15 protein-coding genes and 3 pseudogenes are annotated in these 19,453 nt (G+C 70.2%); 11 read left to right on the top strand and 7 right to left on the bottom strand.

Going from position 1 to position 19,453, the window contains the following annotated elements; translation table 11 throughout:
• Positions 1–11 precede the first annotated feature (11 nt).
• Positions 12–1,046: a zinc-binding dehydrogenase gene (locus OO70_RS29140; protein ID WP_043677567.1), complete on the top strand. Its 1,035-nt coding sequence runs from the start codon at positions 12–14 to the stop codon at positions 1,044–1,046.
• Between the two features lie 25 nt (positions 1,047–1,071).
• On the opposite strand, the gene OO70_RS29135 is transcribed toward OO70_RS29140, so the two are convergent.
• Positions 1,072–1,989, bottom strand: coding sequence for a helix-turn-helix transcriptional regulator (locus tag OO70_RS29135; protein WP_043677565.1), 918 nt, complete (start codon positions 1,987–1,989; stop codon positions 1,072–1,074).
• A 188-nt stretch (positions 1,990–2,177) separates the two neighbouring features.
• Between OO70_RS29135 and OO70_RS29130 the strand changes: the two genes are divergently transcribed.
• The 6 genes and pseudogenes from OO70_RS29130 to OO70_RS57105 all read left to right on the top strand — a co-directional run.
• Positions 2,178–3,584 (top strand): MFS transporter, encoded by a 1,407-nt coding sequence (locus OO70_RS29130; RefSeq protein ID WP_043677564.1) that lies wholly within the window; start codon positions 2,178–2,180, stop codon positions 3,582–3,584.
• A complete protein-coding gene (locus OO70_RS29125) occupies positions 3,581–3,973 on the top strand; it encodes a DUF2255 family protein (RefSeq protein ID WP_043677563.1) in 393 nt (130 codons plus the stop codon). Before OO70_RS29130 ends, OO70_RS29125 begins: the two co-directional genes overlap by 4 nt.
• A 56-nt stretch (positions 3,974–4,029) precedes the next feature.
• Positions 4,030–5,100 carry an NAD(P)-dependent alcohol dehydrogenase gene (locus tag OO70_RS29120; RefSeq protein WP_043677754.1) on the top strand — a complete coding sequence of 357 codons (1,071 nt, stop codon included), beginning with the start codon at positions 4,030–4,032 and terminating at the stop codon, positions 5,098–5,100.
• A 97-nt stretch (positions 5,101–5,197) separates the two neighbouring features.
• Entirely contained in the window at positions 5,198–5,581 is a 384-nt protein-coding gene (locus tag OO70_RS29115) for a DUF2255 family protein (protein WP_043677561.1), read from the top strand.
• 139 nt (positions 5,582–5,720) lie between these two features.
• Positions 5,721–7,313 carry a Na+/H+ antiporter gene (locus tag OO70_RS29110; RefSeq protein WP_043677559.1) on the top strand — a complete coding sequence of 531 codons (1,593 nt, stop codon included), beginning with the start codon at positions 5,721–5,723 and terminating at the stop codon, positions 7,311–7,313.
• Positions 7,310–7,528 (top strand): annotated as a pseudogene (locus OO70_RS57105) (DUF4440 domain-containing protein); the annotation flags it as partial. The gene OO70_RS29110 and the pseudogene OO70_RS57105, both read left to right, overlap by 4 nt.
• 216 nt (positions 7,529–7,744) lie before the next feature.
• Here the strand turns inward: OO70_RS57105 and OO70_RS29105 are convergent.
• Together OO70_RS29105 and OO70_RS29100 are read right to left on the bottom strand one after the other, a co-directional pair.
• Positions 7,745–8,926 carry an MFS transporter gene (locus OO70_RS29105; protein WP_043677558.1) on the bottom strand — a complete coding sequence of 394 codons (1,182 nt, stop codon included), beginning with the start codon at positions 8,924–8,926 and terminating at the stop codon, positions 7,745–7,747.
• Positions 8,927–9,153: 227 nt separating this feature from the next.
• Complete coding sequence (locus OO70_RS29100; protein WP_051741705.1) at positions 9,154–10,923, bottom strand: serine/threonine-protein kinase; 1,770 nt, start codon at positions 10,921–10,923, stop codon at positions 9,154–9,156.
• A 179-nt stretch (positions 10,924–11,102) separates the two neighbouring features.
• On the opposite strand from OO70_RS29100, the pseudogene OO70_RS57100 reads away from it, so the two are divergent.
• The 4 genes and pseudogenes from OO70_RS57100 to OO70_RS29090 form a co-directional block, all read left to right on the top strand.
• Positions 11,103–11,336: pseudogene (locus OO70_RS57100) on the top strand (MFS transporter); the annotation flags it as partial.
• 581 nt (positions 11,337–11,917) lie between these two features.
• Positions 11,918–12,388 (top strand): hypothetical protein, encoded by a 471-nt coding sequence (locus OO70_RS54760; RefSeq protein ID WP_158711530.1) that lies wholly within the window; start codon positions 11,918–11,920, stop codon positions 12,386–12,388.
• 279 nt (positions 12,389–12,667) lie between these two features.
• A pseudogene (locus OO70_RS56190) lies at positions 12,668–12,832 on the top strand (lantibiotic dehydratase); the annotation flags it as partial.
• A 302-nt stretch (positions 12,833–13,134) separates the two neighbouring features.
• Positions 13,135–14,286 carry an acyl-CoA dehydrogenase family protein gene (locus OO70_RS29090; RefSeq protein ID WP_043677551.1) on the top strand — a complete coding sequence of 384 codons (1,152 nt, stop codon included), beginning with the start codon at positions 13,135–13,137 and terminating at the stop codon, positions 14,284–14,286.
• Here OO70_RS29090 and OO70_RS29085 read toward each other — a convergent pair.
• From OO70_RS29085 to OO70_RS29070, 4 genes are all read right to left on the bottom strand, one after another.
• Positions 14,280–14,828: a PaaI family thioesterase gene (locus OO70_RS29085; RefSeq protein ID WP_234336953.1), complete on the bottom strand. Its 549-nt coding sequence runs from the start codon at positions 14,826–14,828 to the stop codon at positions 14,280–14,282. The genes OO70_RS29090 and OO70_RS29085 overlap by 7 nt on opposite strands.
• 68 nt (positions 14,829–14,896) lie before the next feature.
• Positions 14,897–15,871: an LLM class flavin-dependent oxidoreductase gene (locus OO70_RS29080; RefSeq protein ID WP_043677550.1), complete on the bottom strand. Its 975-nt coding sequence runs from the start codon at positions 15,869–15,871 to the stop codon at positions 14,897–14,899.
• Positions 15,868–18,285, bottom strand: coding sequence for a bifunctional acetate--CoA ligase family protein/GNAT family N-acetyltransferase (locus OO70_RS29075; protein WP_043677549.1), 2,418 nt, complete (start codon positions 18,283–18,285; stop codon positions 15,868–15,870). Before OO70_RS29075 ends, OO70_RS29080 begins: the two co-directional genes overlap by 4 nt.
• 14 nt (positions 18,286–18,299) lie before the next feature.
• Positions 18,300–19,379 carry an amidohydrolase family protein gene (locus OO70_RS29070; RefSeq protein WP_043677548.1) on the bottom strand — a complete coding sequence of 360 codons (1,080 nt, stop codon included), beginning with the start codon at positions 19,377–19,379 and terminating at the stop codon, positions 18,300–18,302.
• Positions 19,380–19,453 lie beyond the last annotated feature (74 nt).

Here is a 19,453-nt window from a genome sequence, read left to right as displayed (position 1 = left end):
GGAGAAGGCTCATGCGAGCGACAGTGATGTACGGCGCCGGCGATGTCCGCGTCGAGAACGTGCCCGACCCCAAGATCCAGAACTCCACGGACGCCGTCGTACGTGTCGTGCGCTCCTGTGTCTGCGGCAGCGACCTGTGGCCGTACGGCTCGATGCCCGCCTCCGAGGAGGGCCGGCGCATGGGCCACGAGTTCCTCGGCGTGGTCGAGGATGTCGGCTCCGACGTCGCCGGGCTGACGAGTGGTGACCTGGTGGTCGCACCCTTCGTCTGGGCGGACAACACCTGCGACTTCTGCCGCGAGGGCCTGCAGACCTCCTGCCGTCACGGCGGCCAGTGGGGCCCGAACGGTGTGGACGGCGGCCAGGGCGAGGCCGTCCGCGTGCCGCAGGCGCAGGGCACGCTGGTGAAGCTGCCGGTGGCCGAGGACTCGGCGCTGCTGCCGTCCCTGCTGACCCTGTCCGACGTGTACTGCACCGGCCACCACGGAGTCGTGACGTCCCGGGTCGCCCCCGGTAAGTCCGTCACCGTGATCGGCGACGGTGCGGTCGGACTGTGCGCGGTGCTGGCCGCCAAACGGCTCGGCGCCGAGCGGATCATCCTCATGGGCCGGCACACGGACCGTACCGACCTGGGCCGCGACTTCGGCGCCACCGACATCGTGCCCGAGCGCGGCGAGGAAGGCGTCGAGCGCGTACGGGAGTTGACCGGCGGCGACGGAACGCACGCGGTGATCGAGGCCGTCGGTGCCACGGAGGCGATGGACACGGCACTGAGCATCGTCCGCCACGGCGGTGTGATCAGCCGGCTCGGCGTCGCGCAGTACACGGAGATCCCGCTCGGGTTCGAATCGATGATGGGCAACATCACGGTCACCGGCGGCGCCGCCCCGGCCCGCGCCTACATCGAGGAACTGCTGCCCGACATCCTCGACGGCACGGTCGATCCCGGCCGGGTCTTCGATCACACCGTCGGCTTCGACGGCGTACCGGACGGATACCGGGCCATGGCCGACCGGACCGCTCTGAAAGTCCTGATCCGGCCCTGACCCGGTCGAGAGCCCACGTCGGCCGTCAGTTCCGCTTCTCCTCGGCGGGTTCGGCGGGTTCGGCGTTGGGCCCGTCCGACCCGGTGGCGACCATGTCCAGCAGGACCATCTTGTCGTGGTCGGGGGTGCCGGGCTCGGCGTAGTGGGCGACCATCCGGTGACCGGGGAAGCCCTCCAACTGCATGGACTGGTAGTCGAGGGTGAGGGTCCCGACGTCCGGGACGTGGAAGGTCTTACGGCCGTGGGTGTGCGCCCGGACGTCGTAGCGGTCCCAGAGCTGTACGAACTCCGGGCTCTCGGCCAGGAGTTCGTCGACGAGCCCGACGAGGTCGGGGGCGTCCGGGTCGGTGCCGGCCAGCGCGCGCAGCCGCCCCACGCACGCACGGACCTGCTCGTCCCAGTGGTCGAACACGGTGCGGGCACCGGGGTTGAGGAAGATCCAGCGCGCGACGTTCCGCTTCTCCACCGGCCACTGCTCCATGCCCACGAACAGCCGTAGCCCGCCCGGGTTCCACGCGAGCAGGTCCATCGTGCGGCCGACCACGACCGCGGGATGGGGCCGCAGGCTCTCCAGCAGCAACCCGACCCCGGGCCCCACCGAGGAAGTAGGCGCCGTCGGGGGCTCGGCCGCGGTGGGGCGGGCGGCGCACACCGCGAGGTCCCGCAGGTGCTCGTGGGCGTGCTCGTCCAACAAGAGGACACGGGCGAGCGCGTCGACGACGGAGGGGCTGGGGTGGGACTCCTTGCCCCGTTCCAGGCGCGTGTAGTAGTCGATGCTCACACCGGAGAGGGTGGCCAGCTCCTCACGGCGCAGCCCCGGCGTGCGCCGCAGGCCGGGGCCGGCCTTGAGACCGGCCTGCTCGGGTGTCACGCGAGTGCGGTGGGCGCGCAGGAAGCGCCCCAGTTCGGTGCCGTCGCTGCCGTTGCGCTGCTCACGTGCCATGCGGCCAGTGTGTCAGGGCGGGCAGGACTGATCCACGGGCTGTGCCTGGGGGGCCCTGTCACACCCCCGAACAGCGCTCCCCGGCACAGCTCGGCCTGTCACGCGAGACGTTCGGCAAGCAGGCTGGACGACGGTTCGAAGAACCCGTTCCGCACCAACCACTCGTTTCCTCATCAGGAGATCCACCCGTGTCCAGTTCTGTCGCACCGGACAAGCCGTCGGCGCCGGCCGACACCGCCGCCGGGCAGCCCCGCACCGCCAACGGTGCCCGGTGGGCCCTGGTGGCCGCGCTGCTCGGCTTCTTCGTGATGACGCTCGACGCCCTGATCGTCAACGTCGCGCTGCCCGAGATCGGGCGCGGCTTCGGCGGCGGGATGACGGGACTGCAGTGGGTGGTGGACGGCTACACGCTGATGTTCGCCGCGCTGCTGCTGTCCGCGGGGTCGGTGACCGACCGGATCGGTGCGCGGCAGGCGTTCGGGGCGGGGCTCGTGGTGTTCACCGTCGCCTCGGCGGCCTGCGGCTTCGCACCGAACCTGGGCGTGCTGATCGGGGCCCGGCTGGTGCAGGGCGCGGGTGCCGCGGTGATCGTGCCGGCCTCGCTGGCGCTGATCCGCGAGGCGTTCCCCGACCCGGCCGCGCGAGCCCGGGCGATCTCGGTGTGGGCGATGGGCGGCTCGGTGGGTGCCGCTGCCGGACCTGTGCTGGGCGGTGTGCTGAGCGAACTCGACTGGCGGATGATCTTCTTCGTCAATCTGCCCGTGGGCGTACTCGCCCTGTTCCTGCTCACCCGGACCGCCCGCTCGCCCCGCCGGGCGGACGCTCCGTTCGACTGGGCCGGGCAGATCGCCGCGGTGGCGGCCATGGGCGGCCTGACCTACGCGGCGATCGAGACCGGCGCCGTCGGCCTGGGCGCACCGCGCGTACTGCTCGCCCTGACGGTGGCCGTGGTGGCGGGTGCGGTCTTCCTGCTGACCCAGGCGCGCGGCCACAACCCGATGGTGCCGTTGGAGCTCCTGCGCGCCCGGACGATGGCACTCTCGGCGACCATCGGGTTCGCGCTCAACGTCGGCTTCTACGGGATGATCTTCCTGCTCGGCCTGTACCTCCAGCAGGAACAGGACCTCTCGCCGATGGCCACCGGGCTGGCGTTCCTGCCGATGACGCTGCTGACCGCGGTCGTCAGCCCGACCGCAGCCCGGCTCGCCGCGCGCTTCGGGCCGCGCATGCCGATCATCACCGGGCAGCTCCTGATGGCCGCGGGCCTGTTGGCACTGTGCGTTCCGCCGGCGTCGGCGCCCGCCTGGCTGCTGGTCCTGCTGATGATCCCGGTCGGCACCGGCGGCGGCCTCGCCGTACCGGCGGTGACCTCACTGCTCCTCGACCGGATTCCCGCCCAGCGCGCCGGCACCGCGAGCGGCGTACTGAACGCCTCCCGCCAACTCGGCGGCGCCCTGTCCGTCGCCGTGTTCGGCGCCCTGGTCTCCCACCACGCCCAGTTCCTGCACGGGCTGCGCACCAGCCTCCTGATCGCCGCGCTGCTCGTGGCCCTGACCGCGGCGGCCTCCGTCCTCCTCAAGGAGAAGACCTCATGACCTCGACATCGGCGACATCGGCCTGGACGAGCCAGGAGCTCGACACCATCGATCACGCGGAGGAACTGGAGATCGCGTCCCTGCGACGCGGCGGCGAGCTGGGCAGTCGGCGCACCATCTGGGCGGTCCGGGTCGGCGACGCCATCTACGTCCGTTCCGTCAACGGCCCCGGCTCCGACTGGTACCGCGGCACCCGGGCGCGCCAGGAAGGCCGTATCCAGGCCGGCGGGGTGTCGAAAGACGTGACGATCGTCGACGCCGACGACGAGGTCAACGACGTCGTGGACACCGCCTACCGGGCCAAGTACGGGCACTACGCCGCGTACATCGTCAAGGCCATCACCAGCCCCGAGGCGAGCTCCACCACGATGTGCCTCGAACCGCGCTGACCGAATTCCCTTACGGACAAACGCAGTTGAACCAGAACCACCAGACCGGAGAAGTCATGCTCACCGTCCCTGCCTACGCCGCCACATCCGCCACGGAACCTCTCACCCCCACGACCGTCGAGCGCCGTGACGTCGGCCCGCACGACGTCCTCATCGAGATCAGGTTCGCCGGCATCTGCCACTCCGACATCAGTAACGCCCGCAGCGAGTGGGGCCCCTCGACCTACCCCCTGGTCCCCGGCCACGAGATCGCCGGCGTGGTCACCGAGGTCGGCGCCGAGGTCACCCGGCACTCGGTCGGCGACCGGGTCGGCGTCGGCTGCATGGTCAACTCCTGCCGCGAGTGCGCGTCCTGTCTGAAGGGCGAGGAGCAGTACTGCCTCAAGGGCAACACCCTCACCTACGGCTCCGTCGACAAGGACGGCACGGTCACCCAGGGCGGCTACTCCACCCACGTCGTCGTGACCGAGGACTTCGTCGTACGGATTCCGGAGGGCATCGACCTCGACGAGGCCGCCCCGCTGCTGTGCGCGGGCATCACCACCTACTCCCCGTTGCGCCGCTGGGGCGCGGGCCCGGGCAAGAAGGTCGCCGTCATCGGCCTCGGCGGACTCGGCCACATGGCCGTGAAGCTCGCGCACGCGATGGGCGCCGAGGTCACCGTGCTGTCCCAGTCGCTGAAGAAGATGGACGACGGCCTGCGCCTGGGCGCCGATCACTACTACGCGACGAGCGATCCGGCGACCTTCGAGCAGCTGGCCGGCACCTTCGACCTGATCGTCAACACGGTCAGCGCGAAGCTCGACCTCGACGCCTACCTCGGCCTGCTGGCCGTGAACGGCGCCCTGGTCAACGTCGGCGCCGCCGCCGAGCCGCTGTCGCTCAACGTGTTCTCGCTGATCATGCGCGGTCGCTCCTACGCCGGTTCGCTGATCGGCGGCATCCGCGAGACCCAGGAGATGCTCGACTTCTGCGCCGAGCACGGCATCGGGTCCGAGATAGAGGTCATCCCGGCAGACAGGATCAACGAGGCGTACGAGCGTGTCCTCGCCTCCGACGTGCGGTACCGGTTCGTCATCGACACCTCGACGCTGGCCCGACCCACGGTCACGGTCACGTCGACCTGAGACCACCCCGTACGAGGAGCCGCGCCCCGAAGCCCTCTTCCCATGTCCGTTGCCCGCCCCGCAGTCACAGCCGCACGAGAACCGAGGAGATGACCGGATGACCACCACCGCTCCCTGGACCGACGACGAACTCGACCGGGTCGGAGCGGCCGAGGAACTGGACGTCGCCTCCCGGCGGCCGGACGGCAAGCTGAGCAGCCGGCGCACCATCTGGGTCGTGCGCGTGGGCGACGACATCTACGTCCGCTCCGTCAACGGCCCCACCTCGGCCTGGTTCCGCGGCACCCGAGTTCGTCACGAGGGCCGTGTCGAAGCCGGCGGGGTCGAGAAGGACGTCGCGTTCGAGGACGTCGACGGTGAGATCAACGACGTTGTCGACGCCGCCTACCGCAGCAAGTACGGGCGCTACTCCGCCCACACCATCCAGCGCATCACGAGCTCCACCGCGGGCTCGACAACCATGCGGCTCCTGCCTCGCTGACCTGCTGCGGGAGAGGAACGATGTTGACCGTCAACGCCCCTGAGGCCGGTTCGCCTTGCGCCCCGACCAGGGGCGAGCGCGATCCCCACGATGTCCTGCGGTCGGCCGTACGACCTTCGAACCGGCCGGGAGACATGCCGTGATCGGTCTCGAACTCGTCGTGGTACTCGGCGTAGCGGTGCTCGTGGGCAACGCCGCCGGTGACCGGTACCGGATCGCCCCACCTGTCGTGCTGCTGCTCTTCGGCGCACTGCTCGGCTTCGTGCCCGCGCTGCGCGAGGTGGAACTGCCGCCGGAGGCGGTGCTGCTCATCTTCCTGCCGGTGCTGCTGTACTGGGAGAGCCTGACCACCTCCCTGCGGGAGATCCGGCGCGATCTGCGGGGCATCATCCTGATGAGCACCGTACTGGTCATCGGCACCGCCGGCGCGGTGGCGACCGTGGCACACCAACTGGGCCTGGCCTGGGGACCGGCATGGGTGCTGGGCGCGGCCGTAGCCCCCACCGACGCGACCGCCGTCGGCGTCCTCGCCAAAGCACTGCCCCGCCGCAACGTCACCCTGCTGCGTGCCGAGAGCCTCATCAACGACGGCACCGCGCTGGTCGTTTTCGGGCTGGCCGTCGGCATCACGGTCGGCGACGAACACTTCACCGTTCCGCACGTCACTTGGCTGTTCGCCCTCTCCTACGTCGGCGGTGTCGCGGCCGGAGCCCTGATCGCATGGCTGGTGATCAGGGCTCGGCGGGTCTTCGACGACCCGCTGCTGGGCAACGTCGCCATGATCCTCACCCCCTTCACCGCCTATCTCCTCGCCGAACTCATCCACGCCTCCGGTGTCCTCGCCGCCGTCTCCGCCGGGCTGATCATGAGCCAGGCCGGACCGCGCGTGGCCGCCGCCGCGATGCGCCGCCAGGCGGAGGAGTTCTGGTCGCTGGCCACCTTCCTGCTCAACGGCTCCCTGTTCGTCCTCGTCGGCCTGCAGGCACAGGCGGCCGTACGCGAACTGCACGGCAGTGACCTCACCCGCGCCCTCATCGCCGTCGCGGCCGTCTCCGCCGTCCTCGTCGCCGCGCGCTTCGCCTTCAACTTCACCGTCCCCTACCTCATCCGCCTCCTCGACCGCCGTCCCCAGCAGCGCCTGCGCCGCATGAACTACCGCGCGAGGGTGGTCACTTCAATCGCCGGCTTCCGGGGCGCGGTCTCACTGGCAGTGGCGCTGTCGGTGCCGAAGGCGCTCGACTCCGGCGCGCCCTTCCCGGACCGGGACACGATCGTCTTCGTCACCTCCGGCGTCATCGTCACCACCCTGGTCCTGCAGGGACTGCTCCTGTCGGCCGTGGTGCGCTGGGCCCGGCTGCCGCGCGACACCTCGGTGGAGGAGGAGCGCTTCCTCGCCGAAACGACCGCCACGGAGGAGGCCCTCAAAGCCCTCCCCGCCCTCGCCGAGGAACTGAACACGGACCCGGCGGTCACTGAACGCATGCACGAGGAGTACGAGACCCACCTGCTCGTCGTCCGTGCCGGGGACGGCGAGACCGACGACGTGGACGAGGATGTCCTGCGCCACGACCGGCACTACACCGCACTGCGTCTGGCCCTGCTTGCCCACAAACGCGCCACGGTGCTCCGCCTCCGCGACGACCACGAGATCGACGACACCGTGCTGCGCCAGGTCCAGCGCCGTCTCGACCTGGAGGAAGTACGGCTGTCCCGACGGCCGGCCGCCGAATGACCCCCACCGGGACGGGAGAAACCACGCCCGCATCCCTGGACGCGAACGCCGGCGACGAGGTCCTGGCCGCCTACCGCGCCCATCTGCGGGCGATGGCCGACGGCGACACCGACGCCCTGGACGACCTGCTCGACGACAGCTTCACCCTCACGCACATCACCGGCTACCTACGGCCCAAGGCCGAGTGGCTTTCCCGGATGCCGCCAAAGCCGCCTGACCGGGCGTCGGCCGCCACGGCTCGACGCGGCGCAGCGATGCCGGGAAGAGGGCCCGACGCGACCGAAATCCGGCTGGGGCCGAGCCGTGCTCCCTCGCGAAAGGGCAACTTCCTCATGCGTTCGTCGCACAAGGCCACGCCCGTCGCGGCTGTCCCATCACGAGTGCCCCCGCTCAGTCGACCAACTGCAGCGCTCAACCAGGTCGGCAAAGGCTCAGTGCTCGGCGGCGTTCCGGGTGAGGAATCCGATGCCGGCCGCGGCGGCGGCCAGCACCGCCACGCTGGTGAGGGCGGCGGGCAGGGAGTACCAGTCCGCCATGAAGCCGATGGCGGGTGGGCCCAGGAGCATGCCGCCGTAGCCGAGGGTGGAGGCGATGGCGACGCCGTCGGGGCCTGCGAGGGTGCCGGCGCGTTCGACGGCGACGGGGAAGAGGTTGGCGAGGCCGAGCCCGGTGATGACGAAGCCGAGGACGGCCGCCCACAGGGTGGGCGCGAGCGCGCCGAGCAGCATGCCGAGGGCGGCGATCGTGCCGCCGGAGACGAGGGTGCGGGTCCGGCCCAGGCGTTCGAGGAGTCGGGTGCCGGTGAGGCGGCCGACGGTCATGGCGAGCGCGAAGCAGGAGTAGCCGATCGCCGCCGCGCCGGCGGTGGCGTCGAGGTCCTGCGTCAGGTGCAGGGCGCTCCAGTCGGCCAGGGCGCCTTCGCCGAAGGCCGTGCACAGGGCGATCAGGCCGAAGGTGAAGACGAGACCACGAGTGCGGGTGTCCAGGCGGCGGGGCGCGGCCTCCTCCTTCGCCGAACCCTTCGGTGAGTCGTCGGGGGGTGTCGGCGGCTGGAGGCGCAGCAGGGTGGGGCCGATCAGGGCGGTGACGAGCAGACCGATCACGGTGAGGCCGAACAGGTGCTGCGCGGGGGTGAGGATTCCGGCGACCAGCCCGCCGAGCCCGGCGCCGACCATGCCGCCGAGGCTGAACGCGGCGTGGAAGCTCGGCATGATGGGCCGCCGCATGGCCCTGACCAGGTCGACCGCCGCGCTGTTGAACGCGACGTTGATCCCTCCGTAGGCCGCGCCGAAGACCAGCAGGACGAGGCCGAGGGTGAGCGGCGAGTGGGTGAGCGGTGGCAGGGAGACGCTCAGGGACAGCAACACGGCGCAGGTGACGGTGACTTGGTGGTTGCCGTAGCGGTGGCAGAGACGGCCGGTGAGCATCATGGTGATGACGGCGCCGGCGGAGACGCCGAGGAGCGCGAGGCCGAGGGTGCTGGCGGAGGCGCCGGTCTGGTGCTTGATGGCGGGGATACGGACGACCCAGCCGGCGAAGACGAAGCCGTCGAGGGCGAAGAACGCGGTGAGGGTGATCCGGAGCCGGGTGAGGTTGGTGGGGGTGCCTGGCACGGCGTTGTGCGTTCGTGGTTTGTTTATTTGCGGCACAAAGTCAGGTTAGGTGGGTGCTGTTGCTGGGGCAAGGGCGGGAGCCGGCCGGTCGGGTGCCGCGGACAGCGCACTACCGCGCGCGGTTCGTCGGGGGTGCCGTTCCGGAGACACTCGAAGGCCGTGTCGCCCGGGTCGGATGCGGCGACCGAGCCGCAGGGTCGGACATCGCGGCGGGCGGGGCAAGTGCATCACTCCGTGCTGCGCAGGGCGAGCCAGGTCTCGTGGCCCACGATGCCGTCGGCGTCCAGCAGTTTGTCGCTCTGGAAGCTCCGCACCGCGGACTCGGTTCCGGCACCGAAGTCGCCGTCCACGCCTGCGCTCCCGACGTCGTACCCGCGCTTCGTCAGCATGCACTGCACCTGCAGCACACGTTTGCCGCTCTCTCCCAGGCGCGTGCGTCCGTTGCCGTTGTAGTACGTGCAGTCCGAGATCCAGGCCGGGGTCGCGGGCCCGGTGGTGGGTGGACTGCTCGGGGACGACGAGGGAGTCGCGGTGGCCGAGGCGCTGGGATCGGCAGCGGGAGCGGAGGGAGTGCCGTGCACTCCCGGTGCGGCGGAGCCGGAATCCCCGGGGTTCGTGGCCGCGCCGTTCGGGTGCGCGGCGCCGTCGACGCTCTTGCCGGACGCAGCCCTCACGTCCGAGGCCCCGGGTATGGGTGACAAGACGGTGCCGCCGGGCACGGTGCGGTCGGTTGTCGAAGCGGATCCCGGGGCGGAAGCGGTGGGCGGGGGGTCATGGCGACTGAGCATGAAGCCCCCTGCGGTCACCGCGCAGACGGCGATGCCTACGGCGACGGCCCGTGCCGATTTCCTCCGTGCCCAGGTGCGGACCTTGCTCTCCTGGGGACGTGCCGATGGTGTCGCGGAGGCGGCGTCGGCGGCCACCACCGGTGGTTCGAGAACGGGCGGACCAGGTCGGCCGCCCTGCCCGGCCGGTGCCGGCGGCATCGCCATCGCCATCGGCCGTTCGTCCGGAGACCCTAATCGGGCATGCGACGCGACAGGGAGGCGGTAGAGCACCTCGTACGCCCGCTGCCGGGCCAGCAGTTGGCCGGCGAGCGGCTCGGGCCACACGGTCGTTTCGGTGCGTTCCCCGGCGGCAATGATCAAGTCCTGCCCTGTGGGCCGCCGTTCGGGCTCTTTGGCCAGGCAGGCGGTCAGCAGCGAGCCGAGTGCCGCGTCCGCAGTCGAGATCTCGGCGATCAGCTCGGGATCCGGCTCTTCGAACGCCACCCGGTGCATCACGTCGACTCCCGTACCGTCGCCGAACGGGGCACGCCCCGCCGCCGCATACACCAGGGTCCCGGCGAGTGAGAACACGTCCGACGCCGTGTCGGATCTGCCGGTCCTCAAGTGTTCCGGCGACATGTAGGCCGGAGTTCCCACCCGGACACCCGTGCCGGTGATCGTGCTGGCATCCATGGCCTTCGAAATGCCGAAGTCGATCACATGCGCGCCCCCGACGGACAACAGCACGTTGGACGGCTTCAGATCCCGGTGCACGATCCCCGTGACCGCGAGGTCTGCCAGCGCCTGCCCCAGCTCCGCCACCAGACGCCAGACCGCGGCCGTCTCCAGGGCGCCGTGCTCACGTACGGCATGCGCGAGATCGAGCCCCGGGAGGTACTCGGTGGCCATCCACAGCAACTCGTCCTGGAAGCCCGTGCCGCACAGTCTCGGTGTGTGCGACGTGCTGACCTGTTCGTGCACCGACGCTTCACGCTCGAACCGGCGCCGGAAGCCAGGATCGTCCGCGTACTCCGGCCTGATCACTTTCACCGCGGCCAGACCGGGACCGCCGTCCGCCGGACGTGCGAGATAGACCCGACCCATACCGCCGCTACCGAGCAGTGCCAGTGGCACATAGGGGCCGATGCGGTCCGGGTCGCCGAGGCGTAGGGGTGAGGCACCGGTCTGCCGCAGTGCGGCGGCCTCGTTCGTTGCCAAGTCCGGTGACATCGGCCGCTGTTCTGACAAGGAACCCCCGAAGTGATGTGCGCCGTACGTCAGTTCGGCCCCAAGGAGTCACGAGGCTAGCCGAGCGGTGGCCTACGTTCAGGGTTTCCCACACTTCCGTTCCCCCCAGTGGGCTGTTCAGGACGCCTCACCCACACCCTGGTCGACGAGATGTCGGGCGACTGCTCCCGTTCGCGTTCGACTCACTCCGCGTCACCCTCACCGCGTTCTTCGCCCTCGACGGCTTCGTCTTCGCCGGCTGGGTCGTCCGCATCCCCGCCATCAAGCACCAGGCCGGCGCCTCCGCAAGCACCCTCGGCCTCGTCCTGCTGCTCTTCGGCGCGGCCTACGGAGGGATCAACAACCAGCAGACACAAAGACTTTGCCGGCTTCTCACCGAGCACCGTCGCGTCGTCACCGTGCGCCGTGCCGCCCCGGCCATCGGTACGGCGGCGCAACGCGTCCACAGGGACATACCGCATGAAGTATCGGGCGTCGGTCGCACTGCGGCGCGCCGAACGCCGTCTTCGGCCGCGGAGCCCGGCGTTCGGCGGCCGAAGACAGCGAAGCCGGGAATGACCTACGACGTGCGTACGTCCAGGTTCATCTTTCCGGCGTGATCCACCTCCCGGGCCGGAAAGCCACACAGCGGCTTCCCGTCACCGTCCGCGACTGCCTCACGGTGCCGGCACCGCCAAAGAAGCCTCCCTCCCGGGGAGTCTTGATCGAGGCCCAGTGCGGGTCGTCACGTTGCCCAGCAGGGCTCCTTCGTGGACGACGTCGAGTTCGACGTCGCGCGGGGCGGCCGCCATTCCGTCGTAGGTATGACCGGCCGAAGTCGAACGCCGGGACCCGGTGGGCGACTTGGGGTGAGTCTGTTCATTTCTCGTTCGATTTTTGTTGGGGTGTCTGCCGTTACTGTCTGGCGTGCACTCGGATCGACGACCATAAGACGACCAGAAGCCGTGTCCGTGGTTTCCGAATACGGGAGAAACACGTGAAGGTACTTCGCCTGCCGTTCGTCCTCGCCGTTGCACTGGCGGCCCTTTTGGGCACTCTCGCATCCCCCGCTTCGGCCGTGGAGCGCACCTGCTACGGGAAAGTGGGAAACTTCAACGACAACTGGCTTCTCCTGGTGGACTGGGACCGAGGCGAAAGTGAATGCTTCGGCGTCGCGCCGTCCGGCAGTATTTGGCACACATGGCAGACTGCTGACAAGTGGTACGAGATGCCGGGCAACGGCCGCGCCTCGTATGTCGCACTTGGTTATGACATCTACGACGGCGTTTCCACGAATGCTCAGAACATTGGGAAAGCCATAAAAGTCGTTACGACGAGTAGTTCTTACTGCAGTTATCTTGACTACGCGACCAACACCTGGGGTGGCTGGTACGAGGTCTCCACTTTCAGCACATGCACGAGTTCACCCAACATCGGTTACGAGGCCACGCATTGGCTCGAGCAGTAGGGCATAGCCGCGCTCCACGGACAGCTGCCTCGCGAGAGACAGCTGTCCTGTGGTACCTGGCCGGGGCCGGCCTTGCCCGGGGCTGTGAATCCAGCCGAGCGGTGCCAGTGAGCCGCCAGAAACTCACGCTCACCCTGCGGATCGTTACACGCGCGTTTGCGTAAAGGGGAGTTCACGCTGCACGTCGTCGGGTGGCTCGTGCGGCCGGAACGCCCATCGGGCGCTTTCTCCACCTGTTCGACGCCGACGACCGCCGCCGGATGACCAACGCACACCCCGCAGGCGGCGGAGCTGGTGATCCCTCTCGGCGACTACCACGGCCCGGACGCGGGCCAGCTGCCCGTGATGGACCTGGCGGTGACCGCCGATGCCGGGCAGTTGCATCTGGTCTCGTTCTCCCGCCGAAGCCGGCCCGGGTACTGGAGTGGACGGCTTGGTCCGTGACGAGGTCCTCGAGCGTGCGGACGAGCGGAAGCGTGCATTGGTGGGCCCGTTCGCGTCGCTCGTGTCGGCGCGGCGCAGGGTGTTCACGCAGGCCGTGTGCGGCGTCGTACGCGTGGCCCCGCCTTCGACGGCTCCCCCTTCATCCCGGGCTCGGGCGGGTGGGCCCGCTGTGTCGGAACGCGGGGCCGAAGTGAGTCGGCTCTCGGTGCGGGTGGCGGTCGGTGCATTCCGGCTGGGCCGCCCTATCCGCTAACATAGAATAATTAGCTAGATGAATAGCCTAGTGAGGGCGAGGAGCGGCCGTGGACTTCGGGCTGACCGACGAGCAGGACCTGTTGCGCGCGACGGCACGGCAGTTCGTCGCCGACGTGTGCCCGGCCGAGAAGGCCAAGCGGTGGGACGAGGAGGGCATCGTGCCGCCCGAGCTGTTCCGCGGCATGGCGGATCTGGGGTGGTTCTCCCTCCCGTTCAGTGAGGAGGAGGGCGGCGACGGCGGCAGTCCGCTCGAACTCATCCTGATCGCGGAGGAGTTGGGGCGGGCCAGCTTCGACGTCGCCATGTGCTACATCGGCGTGCTCATCCCGGGGATCACCGTGTTCCGGTGGGGCAACGAGGCGCAACGCGACTTCATCCGTCAGCAGGTGATGACGGGGCGCCACCGGCTCGCCGTAGGCCTCAGCGAGCCGGACAGCGGGTCCGACGCCGCCGCCCTGCGCACCACCGCCGAGGACCATGGCGACCAGTTCCTCGTCCGCGGGCAGAAGGCGTGGTGCACGGGCGGCGGTCTGCCCGACACGACCATCGCGACCTACGTGCGGACCGGACCCCGCGAACCCAAGCACGGCGGCATCAGTCTGCTGCTCGTCGACCCCGCGACGGACGGCGTCGAGGTGCGGCGGACGCCGACGCTGGCCCGGCACATCCTCGGCACCAACGAGGTCTTCTTCAACGACGCCCTGGTCCCGAAGGAGAACCTCGTCGGACCGCGTGACGAGGGCTGGAAGGTCATGCTCTCCAACATCGAGCTGGAGAAGGTGATCATCACCGGGGGATATCTGGGCGCCGCGCAGGCCACGTTGGACGAGATGCTGGAGTACTCCCGCACGCGGCACGCCTTCGGCCGTCCGATCGGGAACTTCCAGGCCCTCGCCCATGACATGGCCGACCTGCAGACCGAGATCGACTCCGCCCGGCTGCTCGCGTACCGCGCCGCCTGGCTGCTCGCCCAGGGCAAGCCGTGCACTCGGGAGGGATCGATGGCCAAACTGAAGGGTTCGGAGACTTATGTCGCGGCCGCCCGGCTCGGGATGCAGGTCTGTGCCGGGCACGGCTTCTCGACCGAGAGCGTGATGAGCTTCCGCTACCGGGAGTCCATCGTGGCGACGATCTCCGGGGGAACCAGCCAGATCCAGCGCAACGGGATCGCCCGGAGCATGGGGCTGCGGTCCTACTGACCCGCGCCCTCGTGCTTGCCCTTGGCCTCCTGCGCGGCCAGCCACTCCTCGTGCCGCGCGAAGTGGCCCTGGTCTCGGGTCACCCAGATCCCGGAGACCCGGGCCAGCACGGCACGGGTCGGCAGCAGCACCATCTCGCCGGCGATGTACCAGCGCCGCCCCTCGCGCCGCTCGACCCAGGCCCGTACCTCCAGAGGCCGTTCCACCGGCACCGGCTTCACGAAGCTCACGCTCAACTCCGCCGTCACGCTCAACACCCGGTGCAGCAGCGGGAGATGACCGAGACAGTCGTCCAGTACGGCCGCCGTCCAACCGCCGTGCGCGACATTCGGGCCGCCCTCCTGGTCGCGGGGACAGGTGAGTTCGAAGACCGCCACGCCGTCGCCGTCGAGCCGTTCACCTTCGACACCCAGACGGCAGGAACCGGCGACACGGCACGCGCCGCACAGTGCCACGCCGCCGGGGGTGCGGGGCGGCTCCTGGAAGTCCGCGCCCGCCCAGGGCCCCGCCGGCATCCTGGCCCCACCAGTCGTACTCGTCACGCTGCTTCTCCTCGGATCGGACATGTGGATCAGACGCATGGATCAGACGTGCGGATCAGACATTCGGGTCAGACATCGGCAAGCAGCGGGCGCAACTTCCCAGCGATCAACTGGACTTGGCGCGCCACCATCTCCTCGGGCATCCCCGCCAACGAGGCCCACAGGAACACCCCTTCCACAGGCAGCCCCGCCACGTACGCCTTGACGGCGTTGGCGACGTCCTGCGGGGTGCCGTACAGGAACTGGCCGACGCCGGTTGCTTGCAGCCCCGTCTCCCGCCATTTCTCGGGGTCGATGGGGCGCGGTGCCGGCTGCTCGGTCCCCTCGACCATGTACCGGCGATAGCTGTCCCACTGGTACGCCAGGTGCTTGCGCACCACCGGCCAGTCGCCGTCGGGGTCCTCGGTGACGAACGTGGTGAACGAACCCTGCATCCGCGCCGCCGACACGTCGTAGCCGCTCTCGGCGAGCCCGTCCCGGTACGGAGCCAGCAGCGCCGGGTTGAGGGAGAGCAGCCCGGTGCCCAGCCGCCCGGCCCGGCGCGCGCCCTGCGGTCCCTGGTAGCCGAGCCAGATCGGCAGCGGGTCCTGGACCGGGCCGGGGGTGACCAGGGACTCGGACCACAGGCCGCGGATCTCCCGCACCCGCTGGTCCGTCGTGGAGTAGCGCCGGGCGAGATCGGCGCCGTAGAGCCGGTACTCGGGTACGCGGTAGCCGGTGCCGAGTCCGAGGTCCAGGCGGCCGGCGCTGATGATGTCGACGAGCGCGGCCTGTTCGGCGAGCTCGGGGGCCGCGTGCAGCGGCGCGGGGATGACCGCGGTGCCGAGCCGGATGCGACGGGTGCGGGCCGCTACCGCTGCTGCCATGGTGAGCGGTTGCGGGAGGTAGCCGTCCTCGAAGCCGTGGTGTTCGGAGAACCAGACCGAGTCGAGGCCGAGTTGGTCCGCCTCCTCGCACATCTCCAGGGCGAATCCGTAGACGCGTGACCAACTCTGTTGCCAGGGCGGGGGGTTGCGCATGTCGAAGTAGATGCCGACCTTCATGAGGGGCCACCTCTCCTTGTGTCGTCGGTGAGTTGGATCGTCGCGTGGGCGACGGCCACGCCGTTCCCGGGCGGCAGCAGCCGTACCGGACGCAGTTCCATCGACTCGATCTCGGGCAGGTCCTCGACCATCGCGGAGATCCGCAGCACGGTCTCTTCAAGGGCCGTCAGGTCTACACCCGGGCCGCCCACCCGGCCGTCCAGCAGCGGGGCGGCCCGCAGCGAGCGGATCATCTCGCGGGCGTCGCGGTCGCTGAGCGGGGTGATCCGGTGGGCGACGTCGGCCATGAGGTCGGCGTAGTCCCCGGTGAGACCGAACGCGATCACCGGGCCGAAGACCGGGTCCGCGCGGACGGAGAGGAATGCGTCCGGGCCTGGCGAGTGCGTGTCCCGGACCGAGATGCCGTACGAGGCCAGCAACTCGGCGGCGACCTGCGGCGGTACGGCTCCGGGAGCGCACTCGGAGATCAGCGAGCGGGCCCGGTCCGTGTCGACCCCTGGAAGGTCCGGGATGACCCCTGCAGGGGTACTGCGCCACGCCTGGTACGCCGCCGCGTGGCCGAGCGAGGTCGCCGCCGACTCGGGGAACGCATAGGTCGGTACGACGAGTTCGCCCCGGTGCAGGAGATCGGCGACGCCCGCGCCGCCCAGGAAACTCGCGACCACCGGTTTCCCGGGCGCTGCCTCGGCCGCGTCGAGGATCGCCGCCGCCGCCTCGTCGGGCTTGTCCGCCAGCGGGGGCATGAAGAGGACCACGGCGGCGTCGATGCCGTCGTCGGCCAGGACGGCGTCCAGCGCCTGCCGGTAGTGCGCGGCGGTGGCCATGGGCGTGAGGTCGATCGGGTTGGTGACGTCCGCGCGGGGCGAGAGTGCCGTACGGAGTGTGTGCCGTAGGCGCTCGTCCAGTGCGGGCACCCGCAGGCCGCTCGCCTCGCACGCGCCGACGGTCAGCGCGGCGGGGCCGCCCGCGTTGGTGATCACGGCGACCCGGTTGCCCGGCGGGGGCGGCTGGTGCGCCAACAGGAGTGCTACGTCGAAGAGTTCCTGGAGGCTGCGGGTGCGGATGACGCCGGACTGGGCGAAGAGCGAGTCGACCGCCGCGTCCGCGTGCCCCGGGTGCACCGCGACGATCGGCTTGCGCGGCGCGACCCGGCGCGCGACGCGGGCGAACCGGCGCGGATTGCCGAAGGTCTCGACGTACAGCAGGACCACCGAGGTCTCGGGGTCCTCCTCCCACCACTGGAGCAGGTCGTTGGTGGAGACGTCCACGGCGTGGCCCACCGACACGAACCCGGAGAAGCCGAGCCGCAGCCGCCGGGCGAAGTCGAGCACCGCGAGCCCGAGCGGCCCGGACTGGCTGGACATCGCGACCCGGCCCGGCGTCGGCAGTGCGGGGGAGAAGGTCGCGGCGAGCCGGGCGGCGGGCGTCGTGTTGACCACGCCCATGCAGTTCGGGCCCACCAGCCGCATCCCGGAGGCGCGGGCGAAGCGGGCCAGTTCCAGCTCGGTCGCCCGGCCTTCGACTCCCGTTTCCCCGAAGCCGGTTGAGACGACGACCACGGCTTTGACGCCGGCCTCCGCGCACTCTCGTACGACATCGGGGACCGCCTCGGCCCGGACGGCGACCAGCGCCAGGTCCGGCACCTCGGGAAGCTCCCGGACGTTCGGGTACGCCCGCGCCCCGGCGACCTGCTCGGCGCGCGGATTGACCGGGAACACGGAGCCGCGGAAGCCGCCCCGCAGCAGGTTGGCGACGATCTCGTGGCCGATGGTCAGGGGGCTGCGGTTCGCGCCGATCACCGCGACCGAGCGGGGTTCGAGCAGCGGGCGCAGGGAGCGTCGTACGGCCGTGTGCTCGCGGCGTTCCGCCCGGGCGACGGCCTGGGCCTGCGGGTCGACGGCGATCTCGAAGTGGACGATCTGGCCCGGTGGTCCGGACTCGACGCGGTAGCCGGAGCCGAGGAACACGTTGATCATGCGGGTGTTGTCGGCGAGGACGTCGGCTTCAAGGACCCGGATACCCCGGGTGCGCGCGGCGGCGGCGATGTGCTCCAGGAGCAGCCTGCCGAATCCCTCGCTCTGGTGGTCGTCGCGGATGGTGAAGGTGACCTCCGCGTGCTCCGGCTCCTCGGGATCGCGGACGTAGCGCACCAGGCCCGCGATCTCGTCGCCGGCCAGCGCGACCAGCGCCAGTTCGTTGAGGTAGTCCACGTGGGCGCCGCGCCGGATGACGTCGTCGCGGGCGCGGACCACCGGGCCGAGCGAGCGATACGCCAGGGTCGCCCGGGACAGCCCGCCGACGAAGGTGACCAGGCGGTCGGCGTCCTCCGGCCGGACGGGCCGGACGAAGGTCGACCGGCCGGTGCGCACGAGGCCCGGTCGTTCCAGATCCTCGGGATACGGCGGATTGCTCATCGGGGTGTCGCCGCTCAGACGGCCGCCTCCTGGGGAGTCTGCTCGGGCAGCCGGAACAGTTCGTTGAAGGTGCCGCGGGTGACGCGCTCGCGGATGTCCGCGGGCACGCCGTCGAACAGCTCGCGCAGGGTGGACTGGGTGTGGCCGTAAGTGCCTTCCAGGTGGGGGTAGTCGTCGCCCCACATCACGTTGCGGTAGCCCGTCGACTCGACGATCTCCACCGAGCTCTTGTCGTGCTGGAAGGAGGCGTACACCTGCTGCCTGATGATCTCGCTGGGCAGCCGGCTGAGCTTCGGCCGGACGAACATGCCGTGCTGACGGTAGGCCTCGTCCATCCGGTCGCCGATGGCCGGCACCCAGCCCGCGCCGCCCTCCGCGATCAGGATCTTCAGGTCGGGATGGCGGTCCAGGGCGCCGCCCGCGACCATGTGGGACACCACGCGCATGCCCGGGTAGGTCGTCTCCATGTAGTTGACGACGGCACCGCCGGGACCGCGGAAGACCACGTTCTCGCCGCCGGTGCCGATGTGGAAGCCCAGCACCAGTCCGGCCCGCTCGGCCGCCGTCCACAGCGGTTCCCAGCGGTCCAGGGCGTACTCCTCGCCGGGCCGCGTCTGGCACGGCAGGAACACCGACTGGAAGCCCATCTCCGCCACCCGCTCGACCTCGGCGACCGCGTCGTCGACGTCGGCGGTCGACACGCAGGCGGGAGTGATGATGCGCTTCTGCTTCCCGAGGACCTCGGAGTGCGCCCAGTCGTTCCAGGCCCGTACGGTCTCCCGGGCCAGCTCCCGCTCGGTGATCGACACCAGCCAGAACCCCATGGAGGGGAAGGCCAGTTGACCCCAGACGCCCTCCTGGTCCAGATCCTTCAGGCGTACGTCGAGGTCCCGGGCGCCCGGCGGCCGCATGGCGTCCATGAAGTCGTTGAGCTGGCGGTCGATGCGCTCGCCGTCGATGTACAGCACCTCGTACTTGTCACCGCGCTCACTGCGCGGCGCCCGGTCGGCGAGGCGCGGCGGCAGCGCCCGTATCCACAGGTCGTCGGGCTCCATCACATGGGAGTCCCCAGAGTTGACCCAGATCTTCGTCATGGCGCTCCTTCGGGTCAATAGATGCAATCAGTTAGCGATTTTAATCGTATCGCCCGTCGAGTGGAAGGCCGGGA

This window comes from Streptomyces xylophagus, assembly GCF_000716435.1.
GTDB classification, from domain to species: Bacteria; Actinomycetota; Actinomycetes; order Streptomycetales; family Streptomycetaceae; genus Streptomyces; species Streptomyces xylophagus.
This window is presented reverse-complemented; position numbering and strand designations above follow the sequence as displayed.